General features: G+C 35.0%; 20 protein-coding genes and 1 tRNA gene. 4 read left to right on the top strand and 17 right to left on the bottom strand.

Annotated features, from left to right (window positions below; translation table 11 throughout):
• Nucleotides 1–645: 645 nt before the first annotated feature.
• From AC1W31_RS04000 to rho, 4 genes are all read right to left on the bottom strand, one after another.
• Nucleotides 646–2,433: a sensor histidine kinase gene (locus AC1W31_RS04000; RefSeq protein ID WP_481733116.1), complete on the bottom strand. Its 1,788-nt coding sequence runs from the start codon at nt 2,431–2,433 to the stop codon at nt 646–648.
• Nucleotides 2,434–2,653: 220 nt separating this feature from the next.
• Nucleotides 2,654–3,100, bottom strand: coding sequence for a response regulator (locus AC1W31_RS03995; RefSeq protein ID WP_481733115.1), 447 nt, complete (start codon nt 3,098–3,100; stop codon nt 2,654–2,656).
• A gap of 160 nt (nt 3,101–3,260) precedes the next feature.
• Nucleotides 3,261–3,824 carry a helix-turn-helix domain-containing protein gene (locus AC1W31_RS03990; protein ID WP_481733114.1) on the bottom strand — a complete coding sequence of 188 codons (564 nt, stop codon included), beginning with the start codon at nt 3,822–3,824 and terminating at the stop codon, nt 3,261–3,263.
• Between the two features lie 972 nt (nt 3,825–4,796).
• A complete protein-coding gene (gene rho, locus AC1W31_RS03985) occupies nt 4,797–6,497 on the bottom strand; it encodes a transcription termination factor Rho (protein WP_481733113.1) in 1,701 nt (566 codons plus the stop codon).
• Nucleotides 6,498–6,948: 451 nt separating this feature from the next.
• Between rho and AC1W31_RS03980 the strand changes: the two genes are divergently transcribed.
• Together AC1W31_RS03980 and AC1W31_RS03975 are read left to right on the top strand one after the other, a co-directional pair.
• On the top strand, nt 6,949–7,197 hold the full coding sequence (locus tag AC1W31_RS03980; protein ID WP_481733112.1) for a hypothetical protein: 249 nt from the start codon (nt 6,949–6,951) through the stop codon (nt 7,195–7,197).
• Between the two features lie 110 nt (nt 7,198–7,307).
• Complete coding sequence (locus AC1W31_RS03975; protein ID WP_481733111.1) at nt 7,308–8,369, top strand: NAD-dependent epimerase/dehydratase family protein; 1,062 nt, start codon at nt 7,308–7,310, stop codon at nt 8,367–8,369.
• A 45-nt stretch (nt 8,370–8,414) separates the two neighbouring features.
• Here AC1W31_RS03975 and AC1W31_RS03970 read toward each other — a convergent pair whose 3' ends face one another.
• From AC1W31_RS03970 to AC1W31_RS03960, 3 genes are all read right to left on the bottom strand, one after another.
• Nucleotides 8,415–9,071 carry a LysM peptidoglycan-binding domain-containing protein gene (locus AC1W31_RS03970; RefSeq protein WP_481733110.1) on the bottom strand — a complete coding sequence of 219 codons (657 nt, stop codon included), beginning with the start codon at nt 9,069–9,071 and terminating at the stop codon, nt 8,415–8,417.
• Between the two features lie 38 nt (nt 9,072–9,109).
• The gene (purE, locus tag AC1W31_RS03965; RefSeq protein WP_481733109.1) at nt 9,110–9,595 is read right to left on the bottom strand and encodes a 5-(carboxyamino)imidazole ribonucleotide mutase; all 486 of its coding nucleotides are present in this window, start codon (nt 9,593–9,595) and stop codon (nt 9,110–9,112) included.
• A gap of 86 nt (nt 9,596–9,681) precedes the next feature.
• Nucleotides 9,682–10,803 (bottom strand): 5-(carboxyamino)imidazole ribonucleotide synthase, encoded by a 1,122-nt coding sequence (locus AC1W31_RS03960; protein WP_481733108.1) that lies wholly within the window; start codon nt 10,801–10,803, stop codon nt 9,682–9,684.
• A gap of 110 nt (nt 10,804–10,913) precedes the next feature.
• On the opposite strand from AC1W31_RS03960, the gene AC1W31_RS03955 reads away from it, so the two are divergent.
• A complete protein-coding gene (locus AC1W31_RS03955) occupies nt 10,914–11,495 on the top strand; it encodes a DUF6580 family putative transport protein (protein WP_481733107.1) in 582 nt (193 codons plus the stop codon).
• Nucleotides 11,496–11,622: 127 nt separating this feature from the next.
• Complete coding sequence (locus AC1W31_RS03950; protein ID WP_481733106.1) at nt 11,623–12,471, top strand: hypothetical protein; 849 nt, start codon at nt 11,623–11,625, stop codon at nt 12,469–12,471.
• Nucleotides 12,472–12,571: 100 nt separating this feature from the next.
• Here the strand turns inward: AC1W31_RS03950 and der are convergent, their stop codons facing one another.
• From der to AC1W31_RS03900, 10 genes are all read right to left on the bottom strand, one after another.
• Complete coding sequence (gene der / locus AC1W31_RS03945; RefSeq protein WP_481733105.1) at nt 12,572–13,894, bottom strand: ribosome biogenesis GTPase Der; 1,323 nt, start codon at nt 13,892–13,894, stop codon at nt 12,572–12,574.
• A gap of 146 nt (nt 13,895–14,040) precedes the next feature.
• Nucleotides 14,041–14,493 (bottom strand): PIN domain-containing protein, encoded by a 453-nt coding sequence (locus tag AC1W31_RS03940; RefSeq protein WP_481733104.1) that lies wholly within the window; start codon nt 14,491–14,493, stop codon nt 14,041–14,043.
• Complete coding sequence (locus AC1W31_RS03935; protein WP_481733103.1) at nt 14,490–14,693, bottom strand: hypothetical protein; 204 nt, start codon at nt 14,691–14,693, stop codon at nt 14,490–14,492. The genes AC1W31_RS03940 and AC1W31_RS03935 overlap by 4 nt, the downstream gene beginning before the upstream one ends.
• Before the next feature lie 81 nt (nt 14,694–14,774).
• Nucleotides 14,775–15,182, bottom strand: coding sequence for a hypothetical protein (locus tag AC1W31_RS03930; protein WP_481733102.1), 408 nt, complete (start codon nt 15,180–15,182; stop codon nt 14,775–14,777).
• A gap of 15 nt (nt 15,183–15,197) precedes the next feature.
• Nucleotides 15,198–15,392, bottom strand: coding sequence for a hypothetical protein (locus tag AC1W31_RS03925; protein ID WP_481733101.1), 195 nt, complete (start codon nt 15,390–15,392; stop codon nt 15,198–15,200).
• Nucleotides 15,393–15,394: 2 nt separating this feature from the next.
• The gene (locus AC1W31_RS03920; protein WP_481733100.1) at nt 15,395–15,751 is read right to left on the bottom strand and encodes a T9SS type A sorting domain-containing protein; all 357 of its coding nucleotides are present in this window, start codon (nt 15,749–15,751) and stop codon (nt 15,395–15,397) included.
• Nucleotides 15,752–15,842: 91 nt separating this feature from the next.
• Entirely contained in the window at nt 15,843–16,748 is a 906-nt protein-coding gene (gene era, locus AC1W31_RS03915; RefSeq protein WP_481733099.1) for a GTPase Era, read from the bottom strand.
• A 70-nt stretch (nt 16,749–16,818) separates the two neighbouring features.
• Nucleotides 16,819–16,891: transfer RNA gene (locus tag AC1W31_RS03910), tRNA-Met, on the bottom strand.
• A gap of 530 nt (nt 16,892–17,421) precedes the next feature.
• The gene (locus AC1W31_RS03905; RefSeq protein WP_481733098.1) at nt 17,422–17,607 is read right to left on the bottom strand and encodes a hypothetical protein; all 186 of its coding nucleotides are present in this window, start codon (nt 17,605–17,607) and stop codon (nt 17,422–17,424) included.
• Between the two features lie 21 nt (nt 17,608–17,628).
• Nucleotides 17,629–18,360: an ABC transporter ATP-binding protein gene (locus AC1W31_RS03900; protein WP_481733097.1), complete on the bottom strand. Its 732-nt coding sequence runs from the start codon at nt 18,358–18,360 to the stop codon at nt 17,629–17,631.
• Nucleotides 18,361–18,369: the final 9 nt, after the last annotated feature.

Here is an 18,369-nt window from a genome sequence, read left to right as displayed (position 1 = left end):
TTTGCTCCCTTGATTATCAAGATCAACTCCAAAATATGAAATTGAAGGGGACACCCAATTTACGTTTTGAGCACTGCAAAAGATACCCTATTAACTAATCAAGACCAAGAAGTTTTCCAACCTAAAAAATTAAATGTGGGAGATAGTGCTTGTTTTTTTATACCTGATGGTTAATTAAGTAGCCAAGTTAAAACTCATTTCGTCCTCTGGCATGAAAGGGCTTTCAAAGACCCAGTTTGTCTTTTGACTAATCAAGAAATAGGGCAAATGGCAATTGGTTATTACAGAAAAAGATTCAAAATAGAGACACTTTTCAAGGACTTTAATAGTGAAGGTTTTAATCTTCAAAAGTCTAAAATGACTGAGCCTAAAAGATTGAACCGACTTATTATTGTTTGTGCCTTAGCATATTTATGATTAATCGGGATGGGTGTTGCCATTTTTACTAAAAAATCATGGATAAAAAGAATTTACAAAGTTCAAAAAGATACGCTAAATCTTTTTACTCATGGAAAAAGACTTTATAAATATCTGATGAAAAATAACTTAGCAATGCTCGATGTGTTTAAAGTATTCAAACTTATAAAAGTGGCGGTCTAAAAGTTGCCCTTTTTATGAATTTAGATGAAGTAGCTATATCTATTTTTATTCAGGAAGGAAAAATGTGAACGTAGCACCTTCGTTGGGTCTGCCTTGTGCCATGATAAAGCCACCATGATTTTCCACAATTTTTTTGCAAATTGCCAAGCCAATACCCGTCCCTGAGTATTCCGTTTTGTGAAATAAACGGTTGAAGAGAATGAAAATATTTTCGGATTGAAGTTGTTCAAAACCTAAGCCATTATCGGTGAAAGTAAATTTATAATATTTCTTTTCACCGTTGATTCTAAATATTTCTTTATAGTCTTTTGCTCTTACTTTTTCACATTCTATCTTAATTACAGGACTCACATTTACTCGGCAATATTTCAGCGAATTACTGATGAGGTTAATAAATAGCTGTTGAATTTGATAAGGAATTACGTTTAAAATGGGCAATTTAGTTGTTTGTATAACCGCCATTTTTTCTTCAATTATTTCGGCTAATTCATTTTTTGCTTTCTGAAAAATAAGATTTATATCAGTTTTCTCAATGGCTTTGTCGGTTTTATTTGTTCTTGAAAACATCAATAAATCATCAATTAAGGTACGCATTCTTAATGCTGACTTATGAATCCTTAAAAAATATTCAAGCCCAACTTCCGATAAATTGTCCTTCTCGGTTTCTTCAATGCGAGAAATAAATAGTTGAATTTTACGCAGTGGTTCTTGCAAATCGTGACTTGCTACGTAGTTGAAAGAGGCTAATTCTTTATTGCTTTGTTCTAATTCAAGATTACGGTCTTCTAATTCCGAATTGTTTAAATATTGTTCTGTGATATCACTGATTACCCCAATGTGCGTTTTGGTGTTCGTATCATTTTCAATCATTCTTCCGATTGATTTAAAATATCTTATCTCGCCATCTCTCCTAATTATTCGGTAGGAACGTTGATACATTTTTTCCTTTTCAAAAATATCTTTTGAACCATTTTCTACGATATGTCTATCTTCTGGATGGACAAATTCTAAGTAATTTTGAACGGTAGGCGTAAATGAATGGGGTTGACAACCCAATAATCTATACAAATTGTCTGAATAAATGAGTTCTCTTGTTTTAATATTCCATTGGGTTGTACAAAAATTGCCAATTATCTCAGCGTGATTAATAGATTCGGTGGTTACAATCAATACCTCATTGGCTTTTTGCACATTCTTCAAGTCACGATTAATCATCAAATAAGAAATGACAAAAATCAATACGGTAAAAAGAAAGAGGGAAATCGTAAAAATGGGCGTAAACGATATTTCATCTTCGTAGATAGATTGTCGCTCTTTCAAATAAATCATTTCTAAATTTATCATTTCATCTACTTTTAGGCGAATTTTATCCATGATAACTTTGCCTTCTAAAAGCCTTTTATTCAATAATTCAGCATTATCAGTATTTCTTATATTTGCTTGTAATGAAATTTTTAACAAATAGAACCTCAAATCTATGAGTTTGTGAAGAGAATCTAAATTGTTTTGTTGTTTTAGATTGTCAGCCGTTAACGCTCTTAAAGTTTTAAAGGATTCATTAACTTTTTCACGTGAACCATTATACGGTTGGAGAAATGCAGGAATATGGCTAATAATAAAACCTCGCTGACCAATTTCAGCATCTTTGATATAGGATAATAATTGCTCAAATTCAAGATGGACTTTCTGAGAATGCAAAACGGCATTGGTAGATTTGGAAAGGGCAATGGTGTGGCGATAAGTGACGCCTGAAATAAAAATAAGAATAAGCAAAGCCCCTAAAAATACCCTTTTAAGAAAAAAAGAAGATGTAAAAATGGCTTTATTATTCATATTATTTAATAGAATGGAAAATCATTCCAAGGTAAATTACATACTAAAATTGGTTTATAATAATTAAAAATCAAGTAGTTAGTATGTTGATTAGATAGAGAATAAATCGGTGGTTGCATTATCATCATTTCATAAGCTTGATGAAATTTGTGGTACAATTAATAAACAAAACCTATAAGTTTTTGAGAACTTATAGGTTTATAATTTCGGATATTTGAGATTAGAGACTGAGTAAAAAATTGTCACGATTCAAACCAGAAGTTTGATATTGCCAATTGAGGGTAATTACTTCAGAAAGTACTTTTTTAAGGGAATTAAAACTGCTTGGTTTCTTGATATAAACATTGGCACCTCTCACGAAGGTTTCTTCAATATCTTTTTCCGAAGCAGAAGTTGAATAAATAGCTACTGCAATGTTTTTTAAACGCTCAATATTTTTAATTTCTTTTAAACATTCCAAACCCGTTTTGATGGGCATATTCAAATCGAGAAATAATACATGAGGTAAAATAGCGTCGGTCTGCAAAAGGTGATTAATTAATTCCTGTCCATCCTTCACAACATTTACTACGGTATTCATTTTTAATTCCTTAATCGCATCACTAAAAAAAAGGCGGTCATCTTCATCATCGTCTGCAAGCAATATATAAATTGGCTCATTCTGCATATATAGGGCATTTTGTAATTAGAAAATAAATATTTGGTTTGTGTGTTAAAGTTCTTGATTAGAGTTGAAAATTTAATCAATTTAACTCAATATTATTAAGCCATTGATTGTAAGTATTTTAATAACATTCACCTGATAACATTGAATAACGTATAGATGTTTAAATTGTGTTCATAACAGTCTCACGCCTTTTGATAATTATTCTTTTAAAAGCGGAAGGAGTTAAACCCGTGGTATTTTTAAATTGTGTGCAAAAATGAGCGAGGCTACTGTAATTCAGCTTATGGGCAATTTCAGTAAAAGAAAATTCATCAAAAGTTATCATTTTCTTTGCTAATTCAATTCTATGCAAAATTATGAAATTTTCAATAGATGTATAGGTTACTTCGGCAAAAACATTAGAAAGGTAGCCGTAACTATGACTCATTTTATCTGCTAAATAAGAAGATATTTTTGAGACGGGCAACTTGTCTTCCATATAAACCATTTCGATAATGGCATCTTTAATTCTCTGTACTAAAATGCTTTTGTTGCTTTCTACAACCTCAATACCATAATTATTTAGAGCTGCGTAAAACTCCTTTAATTTTTCACTCGAAACTTCTTCCTTGATTTCAACTTCGGTATAACCTAACAGATTGTAAGATAGCTCCAACCTTTCAAGTTGGTCTTGCAAAATCTTCTTGCAAACAATATTTATATCGTATTTGATGTATAGTTTCATAATTAATTTCAAATATAATATAAAATTTCATTGTACATCATTTTAAGCGACAAAAACTATTGTCCACAGTAAACGATTATTTTTGCTATTATCGATTAGTGTTTTTAAAGTAAAATTGCCGATTATTAAGTTTTTCTATATTAAGACTTTAAAGGTTTTTTCTGCTTGTTTATCGGTAAATTACTCATTCTTCAAAAAAATAATGGTCATTAGAGCAATTAAACATCTAACGGCTGACTTTGTCCCTTGGTTCAAATTTACAAGAATTACCAGTCATTTGATTCAAATGATTGTTTTCCAAAACCAATCGAATACTGTATTCATTTTTCTCTTGTATTCTTCGTCTTTGAAAACTTCATTATGCGAGTTTTGGTTTCAAATCTTATATTAGTACAAAATTCGTATTTTCATTTTTGCTAATTTTAGGTATAAATACTGGCATGATTGGAAAACTATCCATAAAAAAATAAGCGATCAACCCTGACCAGAAGTTAATGAAGAGGTTCTTTATACTTTTGTGTCTTGTATGGTCAATATCACAATGGTTTTTCATAAGGTTAAAAACAGATTCAATAAGTCCCCTTTATTGTAAATAATGCCATTGTTCGGGAGGTATATTCTTTGGATTTCATGATTTTCGTGGAAAGTTCAGCTTTCTACCGATTATATTAGGATGCGAAGCACAATTATTGATTCTCCATTTTTCTCATTTTGCAGAGTAAGAAGAAACTTCATGGACAGATTATCTGCCATTTTACTGAAACAAATATGAAACAATATACAAATAAAACTGAAACATTCCGAATCAGACTGAAACAAAAAACCGCTTCAAAATGCCATTTGGAGGCTTTTGAAGCGGTCTGAAAGTATAGTTGTCGGGATGGTATGATTTGAGCCTGCGACCACACGCCCCCAAATTGTGCGATACTTAATTCGAAAATTTAAGATTCAAACTCAAATTTGCAAAACAATTTATCTATTCATAGAAACCAAAAACTCTTCATTCGTTTTTGTTCCTTTCATTTGCTGCTGCAAGAATTCCATTGCTTCCACCGAGTTCATGTCGCTCATGTGTTTTCTCAAAATCCAAACTCTTTGTAACGTCTCTTTATCCATCAACAAATCTTCTCTACGTGTTCCAGAGGCAGTAATATCAATGGCAGGATACATTCTACGGTTCGATAATTTACGGTCTAATTGTAATTCCATATTACCCGTACCCTTAAATTCTTCAAAGATAACTTCATCCATCTTTGAACCTGTATCAATCAAAGCCGTGGCAATAATGGTCAATGAACCACCATTTTCAACATTACGAGCCGCTCCAAAAAAGCGTTTGGGTTTGTGTAAGGCATTGGCATCCACACCACCCGAAAGAATCTTTCCCGACGATGGGATAACGGTATTATACGCACGTGCTAAACGAGTAATTGAATCCAACAGAATCACCACATCGTGTCCACATTCTACCATACGTTTTGCTTTTTCCAACACAATACTGGCAACTTTCACGTGGCGTTCTGCCTGTTCATCAAACGTAGAAGCAATCACTTCTGCACGCACACTACGTTGCATATCTGTAACCTCTTCAGGACGTTCGTCAATCAATAAAATTAATAAATACACCTCTGGGTGATTTTTAGAAATCGCATTCGCTATCTCTTTGAGTAACACTGTTTTACCAGTTTTGGGCTGTGCTACAATCATACCACGTTGTCCTTTTCCGATGGGAGCAAACAAATCAAGAATTCGGGTTGAAAATTGGTCTGGACGAGAGGATAGTCTTAATTTTTCTTCTGGAAATAAGGGTGTCAAATATTCAAATGGAATTCTATCACGAATCTCTTCTGTTGTTTTTCCATTTACTGATTCAACTCGCAAAAGAGCAAAATACTTCTCTCCTTCTTTTGGTGGACGAATTGCTCCACGAACGGTATCACCCGTTTTCAAACCAAATAATTTAATTTGAGAAGGCGATACGTAAATATCATCGGGCGAGGCTAAATAATTATAATCTGCTGAACGCAAAAATCCGTAGCCACCATCTTGCATAATCTCCAAAACGCCTTCATTTTCAATGATTCCATCAAATTCACGAATGGCTTGATTATAAATTGGTTTTTTAAATCCATTCCCTGCTTGACGGGACTCTTGACGAGTTTCAGTCTCTTGTGGAAGCCCAGAGTGGTCATCAGGTGTAATAAAAGAGGTATCTACTGAAAAATCTTCCTCAATATCACTCGGAAAATCTACAATTGGTTCTTCATCAAACTCGTAAGAATTAGCTTCTGACACTACTTCTGTTGCTACTTTAGGTTTATTTACACTCCTTGCTTTTGTCGGTTCTGGTATATACGCAGGCTCAGTTGCTGAATGAGTTTCAGAAGCTGCTATTTCATTTTCATCTTTTGCGATGCGTATTCTTTTGGGGCGTGGGGCATCTGTTGTCGGAGCAATCTCTTTCCTCACTTTTCTTTCTGGTCTGTTATCGTCTTGCATAGTATCTTTTATGGCAGGTTTGCGGTCATCTTGTGGCAATACCGCCTGTTTGTTCAGTATCTTATAGATAAGTTCTTGCTTCGGAAGGTCATTAATCTCAGGAATAGCATATTTTTTGGCAAGCACAAGAAGCTCAGAGATGAGCATCAGGTCTAATTCTTCAATTTTGTACATAAGAAGTTATAAAATAATGGTTACAAAGTAAAAACTTTGCGAGTTTGTGGTTAAATGGAACAATGGAATTTCTTTTTAAAAAGATAGTAAAGCTTGAAATCAAATTGGGAAAATTTGGTACGAGATGGAAAATTGACGTTAAACACTTGTAAATCAGAGTTTTAACGGGAGAAATCACAGGTTAGTGAAATGTTCTACAATGTTAATGCCAATAAATGAGAATGTCAAGTTTTTTCGAAAATATTTGCACTTAGTTTAAACTTACTACTTCAAAAATAATATAAAATTCAAAGAGTATTGCTAAAGCAATCTAAGAATAACAATGAAAGAATATAATTAAACTAAGAATAATCTCAAATCGATGAACTAATCATCAAGAACTAAGGATAAATATTTTTTTAATTAACCATACTGCATTAAATTTGTACAATAAATACAGAATTTACTCAACATGAATCGTAAAAATATTTTAGCCGTTGTTGCCATTGCTTTATTAGCCACTGCTTGTGACTATCAAAAAAACAACACAATTAAGCAAATAGATCTTAATGAACAGGATCAGTATGTTTATGGAGTACATCCAGATTCTGCTGCCCGTCAGACAAAAAATAAATACACAGCTAAGCCTGAGAATGAGGTTAGAGCTAATAAAATTCGTGAAAAACTTTTCAACGATAGCACCAACGCACAGGGTAATTAGTTTTTCGAGATTCAATAATCTCAATATTTTACCATACTTTTAAAGGGCGTTGCGAATTTTCGTAACGCTTTTTGTATTTCAATAAAAATACCTCATAACTCAGGAAATCAATGAATATTGCACTCGTTACGGGTTCGGCTGGCTTAATTGGAAGCGAAGCCGTTAAATTTTTCTCAGATAAATTTGATTTAGTCATTGGCATAGATAACAATATGCGTCAATATTTCTTTGGTGAAGAGGCTTCAACGGCTTGGAATCGTAGTCGTTTGGAAGAACAATTTTCAAATTATAAACATTATCAAGCCGACATTCGGGAGGTTTCACAATTGGAAGTAATTTTCAAAGAATACGGAACCGATATTACCTGCGTATTGCACACCGCCGCACAACCCTCTCACGATTGGGCAGCCAAAGAACCCTTTACTGATTTTACGGTAAATGCCAATGGGACATTAAATATGTTGGAAATGACTCGCCAACATTGTCCAGAGGCAGTTTTTATATTTACTTCTACGAATAAAGTTTATGGAGATAATCCAAATTATTTACCTTTAATCGAAACGGAAACTCGCTTTGAAATTGATGCCAACCATCCTTATTTTGCGAATGGTATCGACGAAAAACATAGCATCGACCATACAAAACATTCATTATTTGGCGCCTCAAAAGTAGCAGCCGATGTATTGGTGCAAGAATATGGTAGATATTTTGGCATGAAAACGGGCGTATTCAGAGGCGGATGTTTAACAGGACCAAATCACTCAGGAACTCAATTACATGGTTTCTTAGCGTATTTAATGAAATGTGCCATTACAGGAAATCACTATACAATTTTTGGTTATAAAGGAAAACAAGTTCGTGACAATATTCACTCGTATGATTTAGTGAATATGTTCTGGCATTTCTACCAAAATCCACGGGCTGGCGAAGTTTATAATGCTGGGGGAGGACGTTTTGCCAACTGTTCAATGTTGGAAGGCATTGCAATTTGTGAAGAATTGACGGGCAAAAAAATGAGTTATAGCTACTCAGAAACAAATCGTGTAGGCGACCACATTTGGTATATTTCAGATTTATCAAAATTTAAAGCACATTATCCGACTTGGAATTGGACGTTTGGTTTGCATGAAACCTTAGAACAAATTCACGATGGTATCGCTTCAAGATTGTAACATAAAAAAATCCTCTGTTTTAACGACAGAGGATTTTTTTATGTTCTATTTCAAAGGAATAATCAACTTTTCTCCCCGTTCCGACATATCTTTTGTCTTCTTATTGGCATCCATCAGAGCTTGTTTACTGATACCGTATTTCTGTGCAACCACTCTGAGAACATCGCCGGCCCCAACGGTATGAATGGTCTGAATTTTAACATTCAATTTCGTTACGCCCACCTTAATGCCGTCGGGAGCAACCCCAGGATTGATGGCTTGTAGAGTTGCTTTAGTCAAGTGATAACGATTAGCAATTCCGTAGAAAGTCTCTCCCGATTGGACCGTGTGTGAGATGGTTTCGCCTATCGGAACTTCCACCTTCTTTGGTTCTTCTTTAGATTTCTCTTCCTTTTTAGGAGTTTCTTCCTTTTTGGTCTCTATTTTCTTCTCCTCTTTTTTCTTTTCGTCTTTTGCCACATTCTCTTCACCAGTTTCTTCCAAAGGTGCAGGAATCACAACGGCATCGGCGCCATCCTGTCCAGATATTGCCACAGAATTTGGGCGTTTACTAACTAATTCATCTTCCTTTACTCCATCATCTTTCATAGATTGCCATCCCACAAAAAGTAGCGCAATAACCATGGCAATTAGCACAAATAGGGTAATAGTGGGAAGTTTTGAAGTTTCTTCAATGGGGCGAGGATTACGGTTTTCTTCCATGATTGTAAGGATATTTAGGATTCAATAAAAAGAAAAGTTTATTTTTTTGATTTTAATTCAGAAACCATTTCTGCAACTTTTTCACTTAATTCAGTTTTATATGCTTGCAATTTAATAGCAATTTCCTGATTTTCAATGCCTAACATCTGAATTGCGAGAATTCCAGCATTTTTTGCTCCATTCAATGCAACTGTTGCCACAGGAACGCCCGAGGGCATTTGCAAAATTGATAGTACCGAATCCCACCCATCAATCGAATTGGAAGATTTCACGGGTACGCCGATTACGGGTAAAGTCGTTACCGCTGCAACCATCCCAGGCAAATGTGCCGCTCCACCTGCACCCGCAATAATAACTTTTACGCCACGTTCACGGGCAGTTTGTGCGTATTCTACCATTTTTAAAGGCGTGCGATGAGCCGATACAATGTCGATTTCATAAGCTACGTCAAAGTATTTGCAAATTTCTACGGCTTCTTCCATGACTTTAAGGTCTGAAATACTGCCCATGATGATTCCTATCATTTTTAATTATTGGTTTGTACGAACAAAGTTAAATTGTAAAATTAAAAAAACGTTAAATAAATGATTCCAATGGGTATTTGTATCTTTTAAGCTACCACTTTCAAAGTCTCTTTTACTTTTTTTACTTTCATTTTAAGGCTCTCCAAATCCTCATCAACCACCGTTATATGTCCCATTTTCCTAAATGGTTTTGTGATTTTTTTTCCGTATAAAAATGGATAAACCCCTGATATTGCAAGGCTTTCATTCATGCCTATATATTTGGCTTCGCCAGTATAACCATCTTCACCCAAAAGATTGACCATTGCCGCTTTTGAATGTGCTTTGGTATCACCCAAAGGCAAACCCAATACCGCCCGCAGGTGTTGTTCAAACTGAGAAGTATGATTGGCTCTGATGGTATGATGGCCGCTGTTGTGCGTTCTGGGAGCTACTTCATTGATTAAAATTTGTCCATCCTTTGTCAAAAATAATTCAACCGCTAATAATCCAACGATGCCCAATTTTTCAGCCGTTTCAATGGCAATTGCTTTGGCTTTTTCGTGGATAGATTCTGAAACTTCGGCGGGGGAAAAAAGATATTCCACCAAATTATGAACTGGATGAAAAACACATTCAACCGTTGGGAAAGTTTTGATTTCTCCTTGTTCATTTCGGGCTACGATGACGGCTATTTCTTTGTCAAAATCAATGGCTTTTTCTAATAAACTTGGTTCAGTAAATGCCAAATGTAATTCTGATACGGAACTTAATTTTTGTACACCACGGCCATCGTAACCGCCTTTTCCTAATTTATTGAAAGCTGGGAGAAAAGCTACATTTGCTTGAATATCGGCCAAATTATCCGTCAAAATAAAATCAGACGTAGGAAGATTATTATCTTTATAAAATTGCTTCTGAATACGTTTGTCTTGAATAATTTCTAATACTTCGGGTTGAGGAAATACTTTTTTCCCTTCCGATTGGAGTTTTTTGAGTGCTTCGAGATTAACATTTTCAATCTCAATCGTAATCACCTCGCAATCTTGTCCGAACTGATAAACGGTTTCAAAATCCTGAAAAGAACCCACCACAAATTCGGGAGCAATTTTTGCACAAGGAGCATCCGCATCGGGATCAAGAATTTTGACGTGAATATCTAAATCTATGGCAGCTTGGAGCAACATTTTGCCCAATTGTCCACCACCTAATAAGCCTAATTTTTGCATTTTTTGGATAATACTGTATTAATTTCCCCAAAATTACGCTGATTTCTCTAAACCTTCTTAAATTTGTAGCATAGAATTAATCAGCGAGTTAAAAATCGCTTTATGATAAGATGAAAAAGTTAATAGATATACGTTTTGCGGTGATTTCAGGGATGATTTTGTTAGCAGCCATTAGTCGTTTTTTACCAATTGCTTTTCCTTCAATGCAAAATTTTTCACCAGTGGGTGCAATGGCATTGTTTGGAGGAGCGTATTTTGCTAAAAAGCAATGGGCATTTATCGTTACAATGGTTGCACTTTGGTTATCAAACTTGGTTTTGAATAATGTTTTTTACACGAAATATTATCCAACGTTTTCTTTTGGATTTGAATTGGCTGTCTTCGTAAGTTTTGCTTTGGTTGTAGCCATTGGAATTGTCGTTTTGAAGAAAGTGAATTTTACTAATTTGTTAATTGCTAATCTTTTAGGAACTGTCGGTTTCTTCTTAATCTCTAACTTTTTTGTGTGGGCAGGAGGGAAGATGTACCCGCAAACAATGGAAGGTTTGGGAATGTGTTTCACGATGGGACTTCCATTTTTGAAAAATACATTATTGAGTAACCTTTTGTTCTCAGCCGTAATGTTTGGCACGTTTGAATACTTTAAAACGCAAATGAAAGAATTGAAAGAATTAGCCGTTGTGCGAGTTTAAATAAAATATATTTTCATAAAAAAGCCTGTAAATCTTAAAATTTGCAGGCTTTTTTATTGGTAGCATGTACAATAACAAAGTAGAAAATCCCGTGAGGATGGTAACAAACATTTAAACCTACAAAAATATGCTCCTCCAGTCAAAAGTTCTTTGGTGGCTATTTAACCTAAAAGCCGCTTCTACTAATTGTACATCCGAAGCCCGAATAGACGGTTTTAAGAACAAAGGACATTTCTTTATGGTTTCTCAACCTGCGAAAATATCTTCAAAAATAAAGGAATGTTCTGGTATGGTTGCTACTTCAAAAGATTCTACTTTTTGGGTTCACAACGATGGAGGAAATAAAGCTGAATTATTTGAAATAGATAGAAAGGGAAAATTATTATCCATTTTGCCTCTTCCGAATACAAAAAATATAGATTGGGAAGAAATTACACGGGATGATAAAGGGAATATTTACATTGGAGATTTTGGAAATAACGCAAACAACCGAAAAGACTTAACCATCTATAAATTTCCAGAAAATCAGCCCAATAACATGAAAAAAATAACCTTTAATTATGCCTATCAAAAGCAATTTCCACCCACAAAAAGTGAATTAAATTATGATTGCGAAGCTTTTTTTGCGCTCGGTGATAGTCTGTATCTATTCACCAAAAATAGAGGAAACAAAGTCGTTAGAATGTACGCTTTATCTACCCAAGCGGGCAATTATTCAATCATTCACAAAGACGATATTTTTATTAAAACAATGGTGACGGGGGCTGCCATAAGTCCGGATAAAAAAACATTTGCTTTACTGACTTATGGAAAAGTATTTTTGTTTGGTATTGATAATCAGCAAGTTAACTTTAAAAATCCAATTGACTGTTTCAAGTTTGCGCATCAACAAACAGAAGCCATTGTGTTTATTTCCAATAAAAAATTAATGATTTCTAATGAACAAGGGGAGTTATTTACGGTTTCGATGGAGTGATGAAAAGGGGGTATCGGTGGGCTGTTTTGGTTTATAATTTCGTTAAAAAAATAGGGATTAAAGAACCTAATCTTTAATCCCCATTTATCTAATTCCTACACTATTTCTGTCTAAAATATATCTGAATTGGCACGCCTGTAAAGTCAAAATGTTCACGCATTTGGTTTTCTAAATAACGCTCATAACTTTCACGGATGTATTGTGGAAGATTTGAGAACATCACAAATGATGGTGATTTAGTGGGCAATTGCGTCATGTATTTGATTTTGATGTACTTCCCTTTCCATGCTGGCGGAGGATAATTCTCAATAACCTTCAACATGACATCGTTCAATTTTGAAGTCGCAATTTTTCTGGTTTTATTTTCATAAACCTCCAAAATCTTCTCTACGGCCTGAAAAATACGTTGTTTCTCTTTTACCGAAGTAAAAACAATTGGCATATAATTAATAGGGGCCATACATTTACGAACTGCATCTTCCAAATTCTTAGAAGTCATCGCATCTTTTTCGACCAAATCCCACTTATTAATCATCAACACAATTCCTTTTTTCGCACGGTCAGCCATCGAAACAATGTTCATATCCTGCGACTGTAACCCCGTTTGAATATCAATGGTAGTAGCATCAATTAAAATCACCGCAATATCACATTCTTCCATTGCCTTAATTGTCCGCAGGAAAGAGTAATACTCGATATTATCTTCCATTTTGGCTTTGCGACGAATCCCAGCGGTATCGGTAATGATAAAATCCTTGCCGTACATATTATAATGGTTGTCGATGGCATCACGAGTTGTGCCGGCGATATCCGTTACAATACTTCTTTCTTTTCCTAAAAGAGCATTCAAAAATGATGATTTTCCTACGTTTGGCTTACCTAAAATGGCAATTTTAGGAATCCCTGCCGTTGGATTTTCGTAAGGTTCATCTGGAAAATGACTCACTACAGCATCCAACAAATCTCCCGTTCCCGAACCACTTTCTGCCGCAATAGCATAAGGGTCGCCCATGCCTAATTCATAAAACTCAACTGCTTCCATCCCTTTTTCATAGGTATCAGCTTTGTTGGCAACGATATAAACTGGTTTTTTTGACTTCCGAAGCACTTTTGCAAAGTCTTTGTCCAAGTCAGTTACACCCGTTGAACAATCTACCACGAAAAGACAAACGTCAGATTCTGAAATAGCCATCTCAACTTGTTCACGAATTGCCCCTTCAAAAACATCATCTGAACCGTGAACGTATCCGCCCGTATCGATGATAGTGAAAAATTTACCAATCCACTCGCCGTATCCGTAATGGCGGTCTCTTGTAACGCCCGAGACGTTGTCCATGATTGCCTTTTTCTGTTCGATAAGGCGATTAAAAAGTGTTGATTTACCCACGTTCGGGCGACCAACAATTGCAACAATATTTGACATTTTACTGGTTTTGTGAGCTGTTTCCTGCGAACCGTGAATTAATTAATAAGCCGATTGTCAGCGTTTTAATCTTAGTTTGCAAGCACCTCGATTTTGAAATAATATACTTTTAAAGTAGGGGTAGAAGAATGGGTAATTTGATAATATTATGAATTTCTCGATTTGAGTATCCGAGTAGCAACCATCTCTGTTGTATTCAGCACTTTCTTGAATTTTAATTCTCTTAGTCCGTTATAAAGCACTTTATCTCCCGTCCATAAAGTTGCTTTTAAAAATTTAGTTAATGCTACAAAATCCGTATCGTCAATATCAATATCTTTGGTAATTTGTTCAGCATCCAACCATATTTCAACGGGTATAATTTCTTCGTTTATGAATTTTAATCTTGTAAGTATCTGTGAGTAAGAGATTTGCAATTGTTCCTCAGATAATTTTGAAATCTTTTTCAGTCGTTCCCAATGTTTAAAAATTTCATACCGCATATAGCTGCAACTATAAAATTCAAATGTTTTATCAGAGTTAAAAATAAGGTCTCCAATTGTGCCATTTGAGTTTAGTAATGCACTAAAAATGATGTTAGTATCGACTACAATTTTCATTTAACAAGTCGGTTTCGGTTATTTGCCCACCAACCCGCTTTCACCTCATTTGCCAAGGCATCTACATCCGATTGCTTAGCCTTAGATTTAGCCGTTGCTTCTTTATAAGTCAAATAATCAACCAAACGTTGAAGTCCATTTGTATCTACATACGCAGGAAGCCTAATAATTACTTCCGTATTTGTTCTTTCAATTAGCATTGTTTTAAGTTGTTTTAGTTCTTAACCTGATTTTATTTTCAATTCAAAGTCTTTCTATTGTTTTTTTTGTAAGTTCATCTGTTACTTAATTTTATACCCAATCTCCAAAGACACAATCCCATATCTTTCAGTCTTATAATCAGCTAAATCTCCTTTAATTTTATTCAAAAGGCTATATTCATATCTAAGATTCAAGAGAACTTTATTAATTTTTAAGGACATTTCTATCGGTAAAATAGGCATAAAAGGCTTGTAATAATCATTAGTTGATGTATTTTTCAGTGGAGTATTTCCATCATAAGCAGTAACTGATTTAACAAGAGTTCTTAATCCGATACCTGTGCCAATTGAAAAATCTTTGTGTAAAGAATAGTGAATAGTGGGAATTAACCCAACTGATAAATCGACTGTTGCATTAGCAAAATTACCCAAAGCTTGCCCAAGATTATCTGTAACTTGAAATGGACCATCACTATAAGTATTTAACATGATGTCTGCGGAGCCTCAAAGGACAAACTTCTTTTTGAGAGGTATAATCATTTTTCCTCCAATGCCTATTCCCATTCCTGATTCTTGCCATTTTTCAATTGGCATATATCTATTGATGTTTAAGTCTAAATACCATTCTTGGGGAGCTTTCTGAGCAAAAATTTGAACTGAACATAGAAAAAACAGCGTAATTAAAAGGTAATTTTTCATTTTCATAGAACTAAAATTTTTCGAGTAAAAGTGGATGATGGAGTTTGTAACGTTGCGTGATAAGTTCCTTTCTGTTCAGCCTTAATCGTAATACTTTTACTATCCTTCTTTGGAATAATTTGATTTGCGATTTTTTTTCCTTGTGGGTCAAAAACAAAAAGTTGATATTCTCGTAAGGAATCACTACTTGCTTGAACTGTAAAAGTGCCGTTATTTATACTTGGAAAAGCATAAAATGATTCCCCGTCTTCAACGGCAGCAATTTTACTCTGAGAAGGCAATATTTCTTCAATCCCATTACAGGAAAATAGAAACACAAAAGCAATTAATGATAGTAGTTTTGGGATGGTTATTTTCATATTTTTAGATGAATTATTTATTTGAAAATTTAAACTAATTACTTAAATGTTATTGTAAGTTGATTATATCTTGTTATCAATTAAATTAAAACTACTCCCCACCATACCCAAACATCCGTAATTTCTGTTGTTTCGACCGCCAATCGGGTTCTACTTTGATGAATTGCTCTAAGAAAACCTTTTTGCCAAAGAATTTTTCCATTGCCTCACGGGCTTGAATACCCACTTTTTTGATAGATTCCCCTTTATGACCAATTAAAATGGCTCTTTGGGTTACTCTTTCCACGTAGATTTCTGCTGAAATTCTAATAATATTCTCTTCTTCTTTAAATGCCGCAATCGACACTTCGCACGAGTAGGGAACTTCCTTTTTGTAATTCAAAAATATTTTCTCTCTGATGATTTCCGAAGCAAAAAAACGTTCGGGTTTGTCGGTCAATTCTTCTTTATCGAAATAGGGTGGATGGTCGGGTAAATGTTCCACGATTGAATCAAAAATTGACCCAGTGTTTTGTTCTTTCAATGCCGAGATTGGAATAATCGCTTGTGTGGGGAAGCGTTCACGCCAATGAGCAATTTTCTCGGCAATTTGTTCTTCAGTGGCTAAATCTATTTTATTAATCAATAATAAAACGGGTATATGGTCAATCCGAGCAAGTTTGTCGATAACATCATCTTCATCGTATTTTTCAAAAATATCCGTTACAAAAAGAATCACATCGGCATCTTCCAAAGAACTATGCACAAAAGTCATCATTGATTTATGTAACTCATATTTGGGCAGAATAATTCCAGGGGTATCCGAGTAAACTAACTGAAAATCAGTACCCTTATGATTTCCATTCAGAATCCCCATGATGCGGTGGCGAGTGGTTTGCGCCTTCGAGGTAATAATACTGAGGCGTTCACCCACCAAGACATTCATCAACGTTGATTTACCCACGTTGGGTTTGCCTACGATGCTTACAAAGCCAGCTTTATGATTGATTTGTTCCATTTTGATAAGGGTAATGATAAAGCAAAAAAGCGTAACTACTTTTTTATAAGTAAGTTACGCTTTTATTTAGTAGCAGGAACAGGACTCGAACCTGTGACCTTTGGGTTATGAGCCCAACGAGCTACCTACTGCTCCATCCTGCGGTGTTGTTTCCATTTGATTGGACTGCAAAGGTACGGAAGTTTTTTAGATATACAAGCCGTTGATTGAAAAAAAAGTATTTATTTTTAAAATTACTGAATATTGGGGTTAATATCTTCGGCCTCGCCTATTTCAATTAAACGGTCGAGGGTGATTTTGCAGAGGTTGAACCATGATTTCAGTTTTTCAATATCCAATTCTTTTCCTAATCTTTCAAGCGTTATCTAATTGTTCATAATTGGAGGGGTATGATATAAAGAAAAAAACCTTGTATTTTCTCTTACAAAAACTTTAACATCAGTATTTTGCAGAATACTGAATTACTTTTCTTGTAAAAGATTTGAGTCCAAAAAGCTCCTAAAACTTTTTAAATGCTTTGAACTACAATGAATAACACCATCAAATTCAGCATTACCAGTTTCCGTTTTTTTAATACTAAATAGGTCATTTATGTAATTCCGTTTTTTTTCAGAGCTAATCTCAAAGGTAATCCCGTTTGTTGAAACAAAGGGACAACGAAGACGACAATAAGTTAAGTGAGAGACATACCACTGTGAACGGTATAAGTATCTAAAATAATCCTTGTTTTTCGATAATTGAGAATAACCTTATCCGAATCCCAAAATCCTCCGTCAATAAACTCTCCACCAATTTCTAAGGCTAATTGTTTCCATTTTTCCTTAGTATCAGACTCAAATATATTTGATAGAACACTCATACTTCGACAAATTACAATTAACTAATCCTGCGATTTCAAACTCATCATCAATTCCTTCGCTTTCTTTACATTCGGATTAATTTTGTCGCTTTCTACTAAACCGTCACGCAATCGTACGATTCGGTGGGCGTATTGGGCGATGTCGTCTTCGTGCGTAACCATGACGATAGTGTTGCCTTTTGAATATAATTGGTCGAACAAATCCATGATTTCGTAGGAAGTCTTGGTGTCTAAGTTTCCCGTGGGTTCATCGGCTAATAAAATGGATGGGTCGTTTACCAAGGCACGGGCAATGGCAACACGTTGTCGTTGTCCACCCGAAAGTTCGTTTGGTTTGTGATGAGCTCTGTTTTCGAGTCCTACACCTTTGAGGGTGAGCATCGCTTTTTCGATTCTGTCGGCTTTATTATAGCCCGCATATATCAAGGGTAATGCCACATTTTCGAGCGAAGACTGCCGAGGCAAAAGGTTGAATGTTTGGAAAACAAAACCAATTTCTTTGTTACGAACTGTTGCCAATTCATTTTCAGTCATCTCACTAACGTCTTGATTATTAAGAATGTACCGTCCGGAAGTGGGCGTGTCCAAACAACCAACGATGTTCATTAACGTGGATTTTCCCGAACCCGAAGGACCCATAAAAGCCACGTATTCGCCTTTGCTGACTGAAATGGTTACGTCTTTGAGGGCTTGGATAATTTCTTCACCCATGACGTAACGTCTTGAAATGTTGGTAGTTTGTATAATTTCCATTTTTGATAA

The organism is Arcicella sp. (assembly GCF_964672035.1).
Note: the sequence above shows the minus strand (reverse complement) of the source record. Positions and strands in the feature narration are given on the sequence as shown.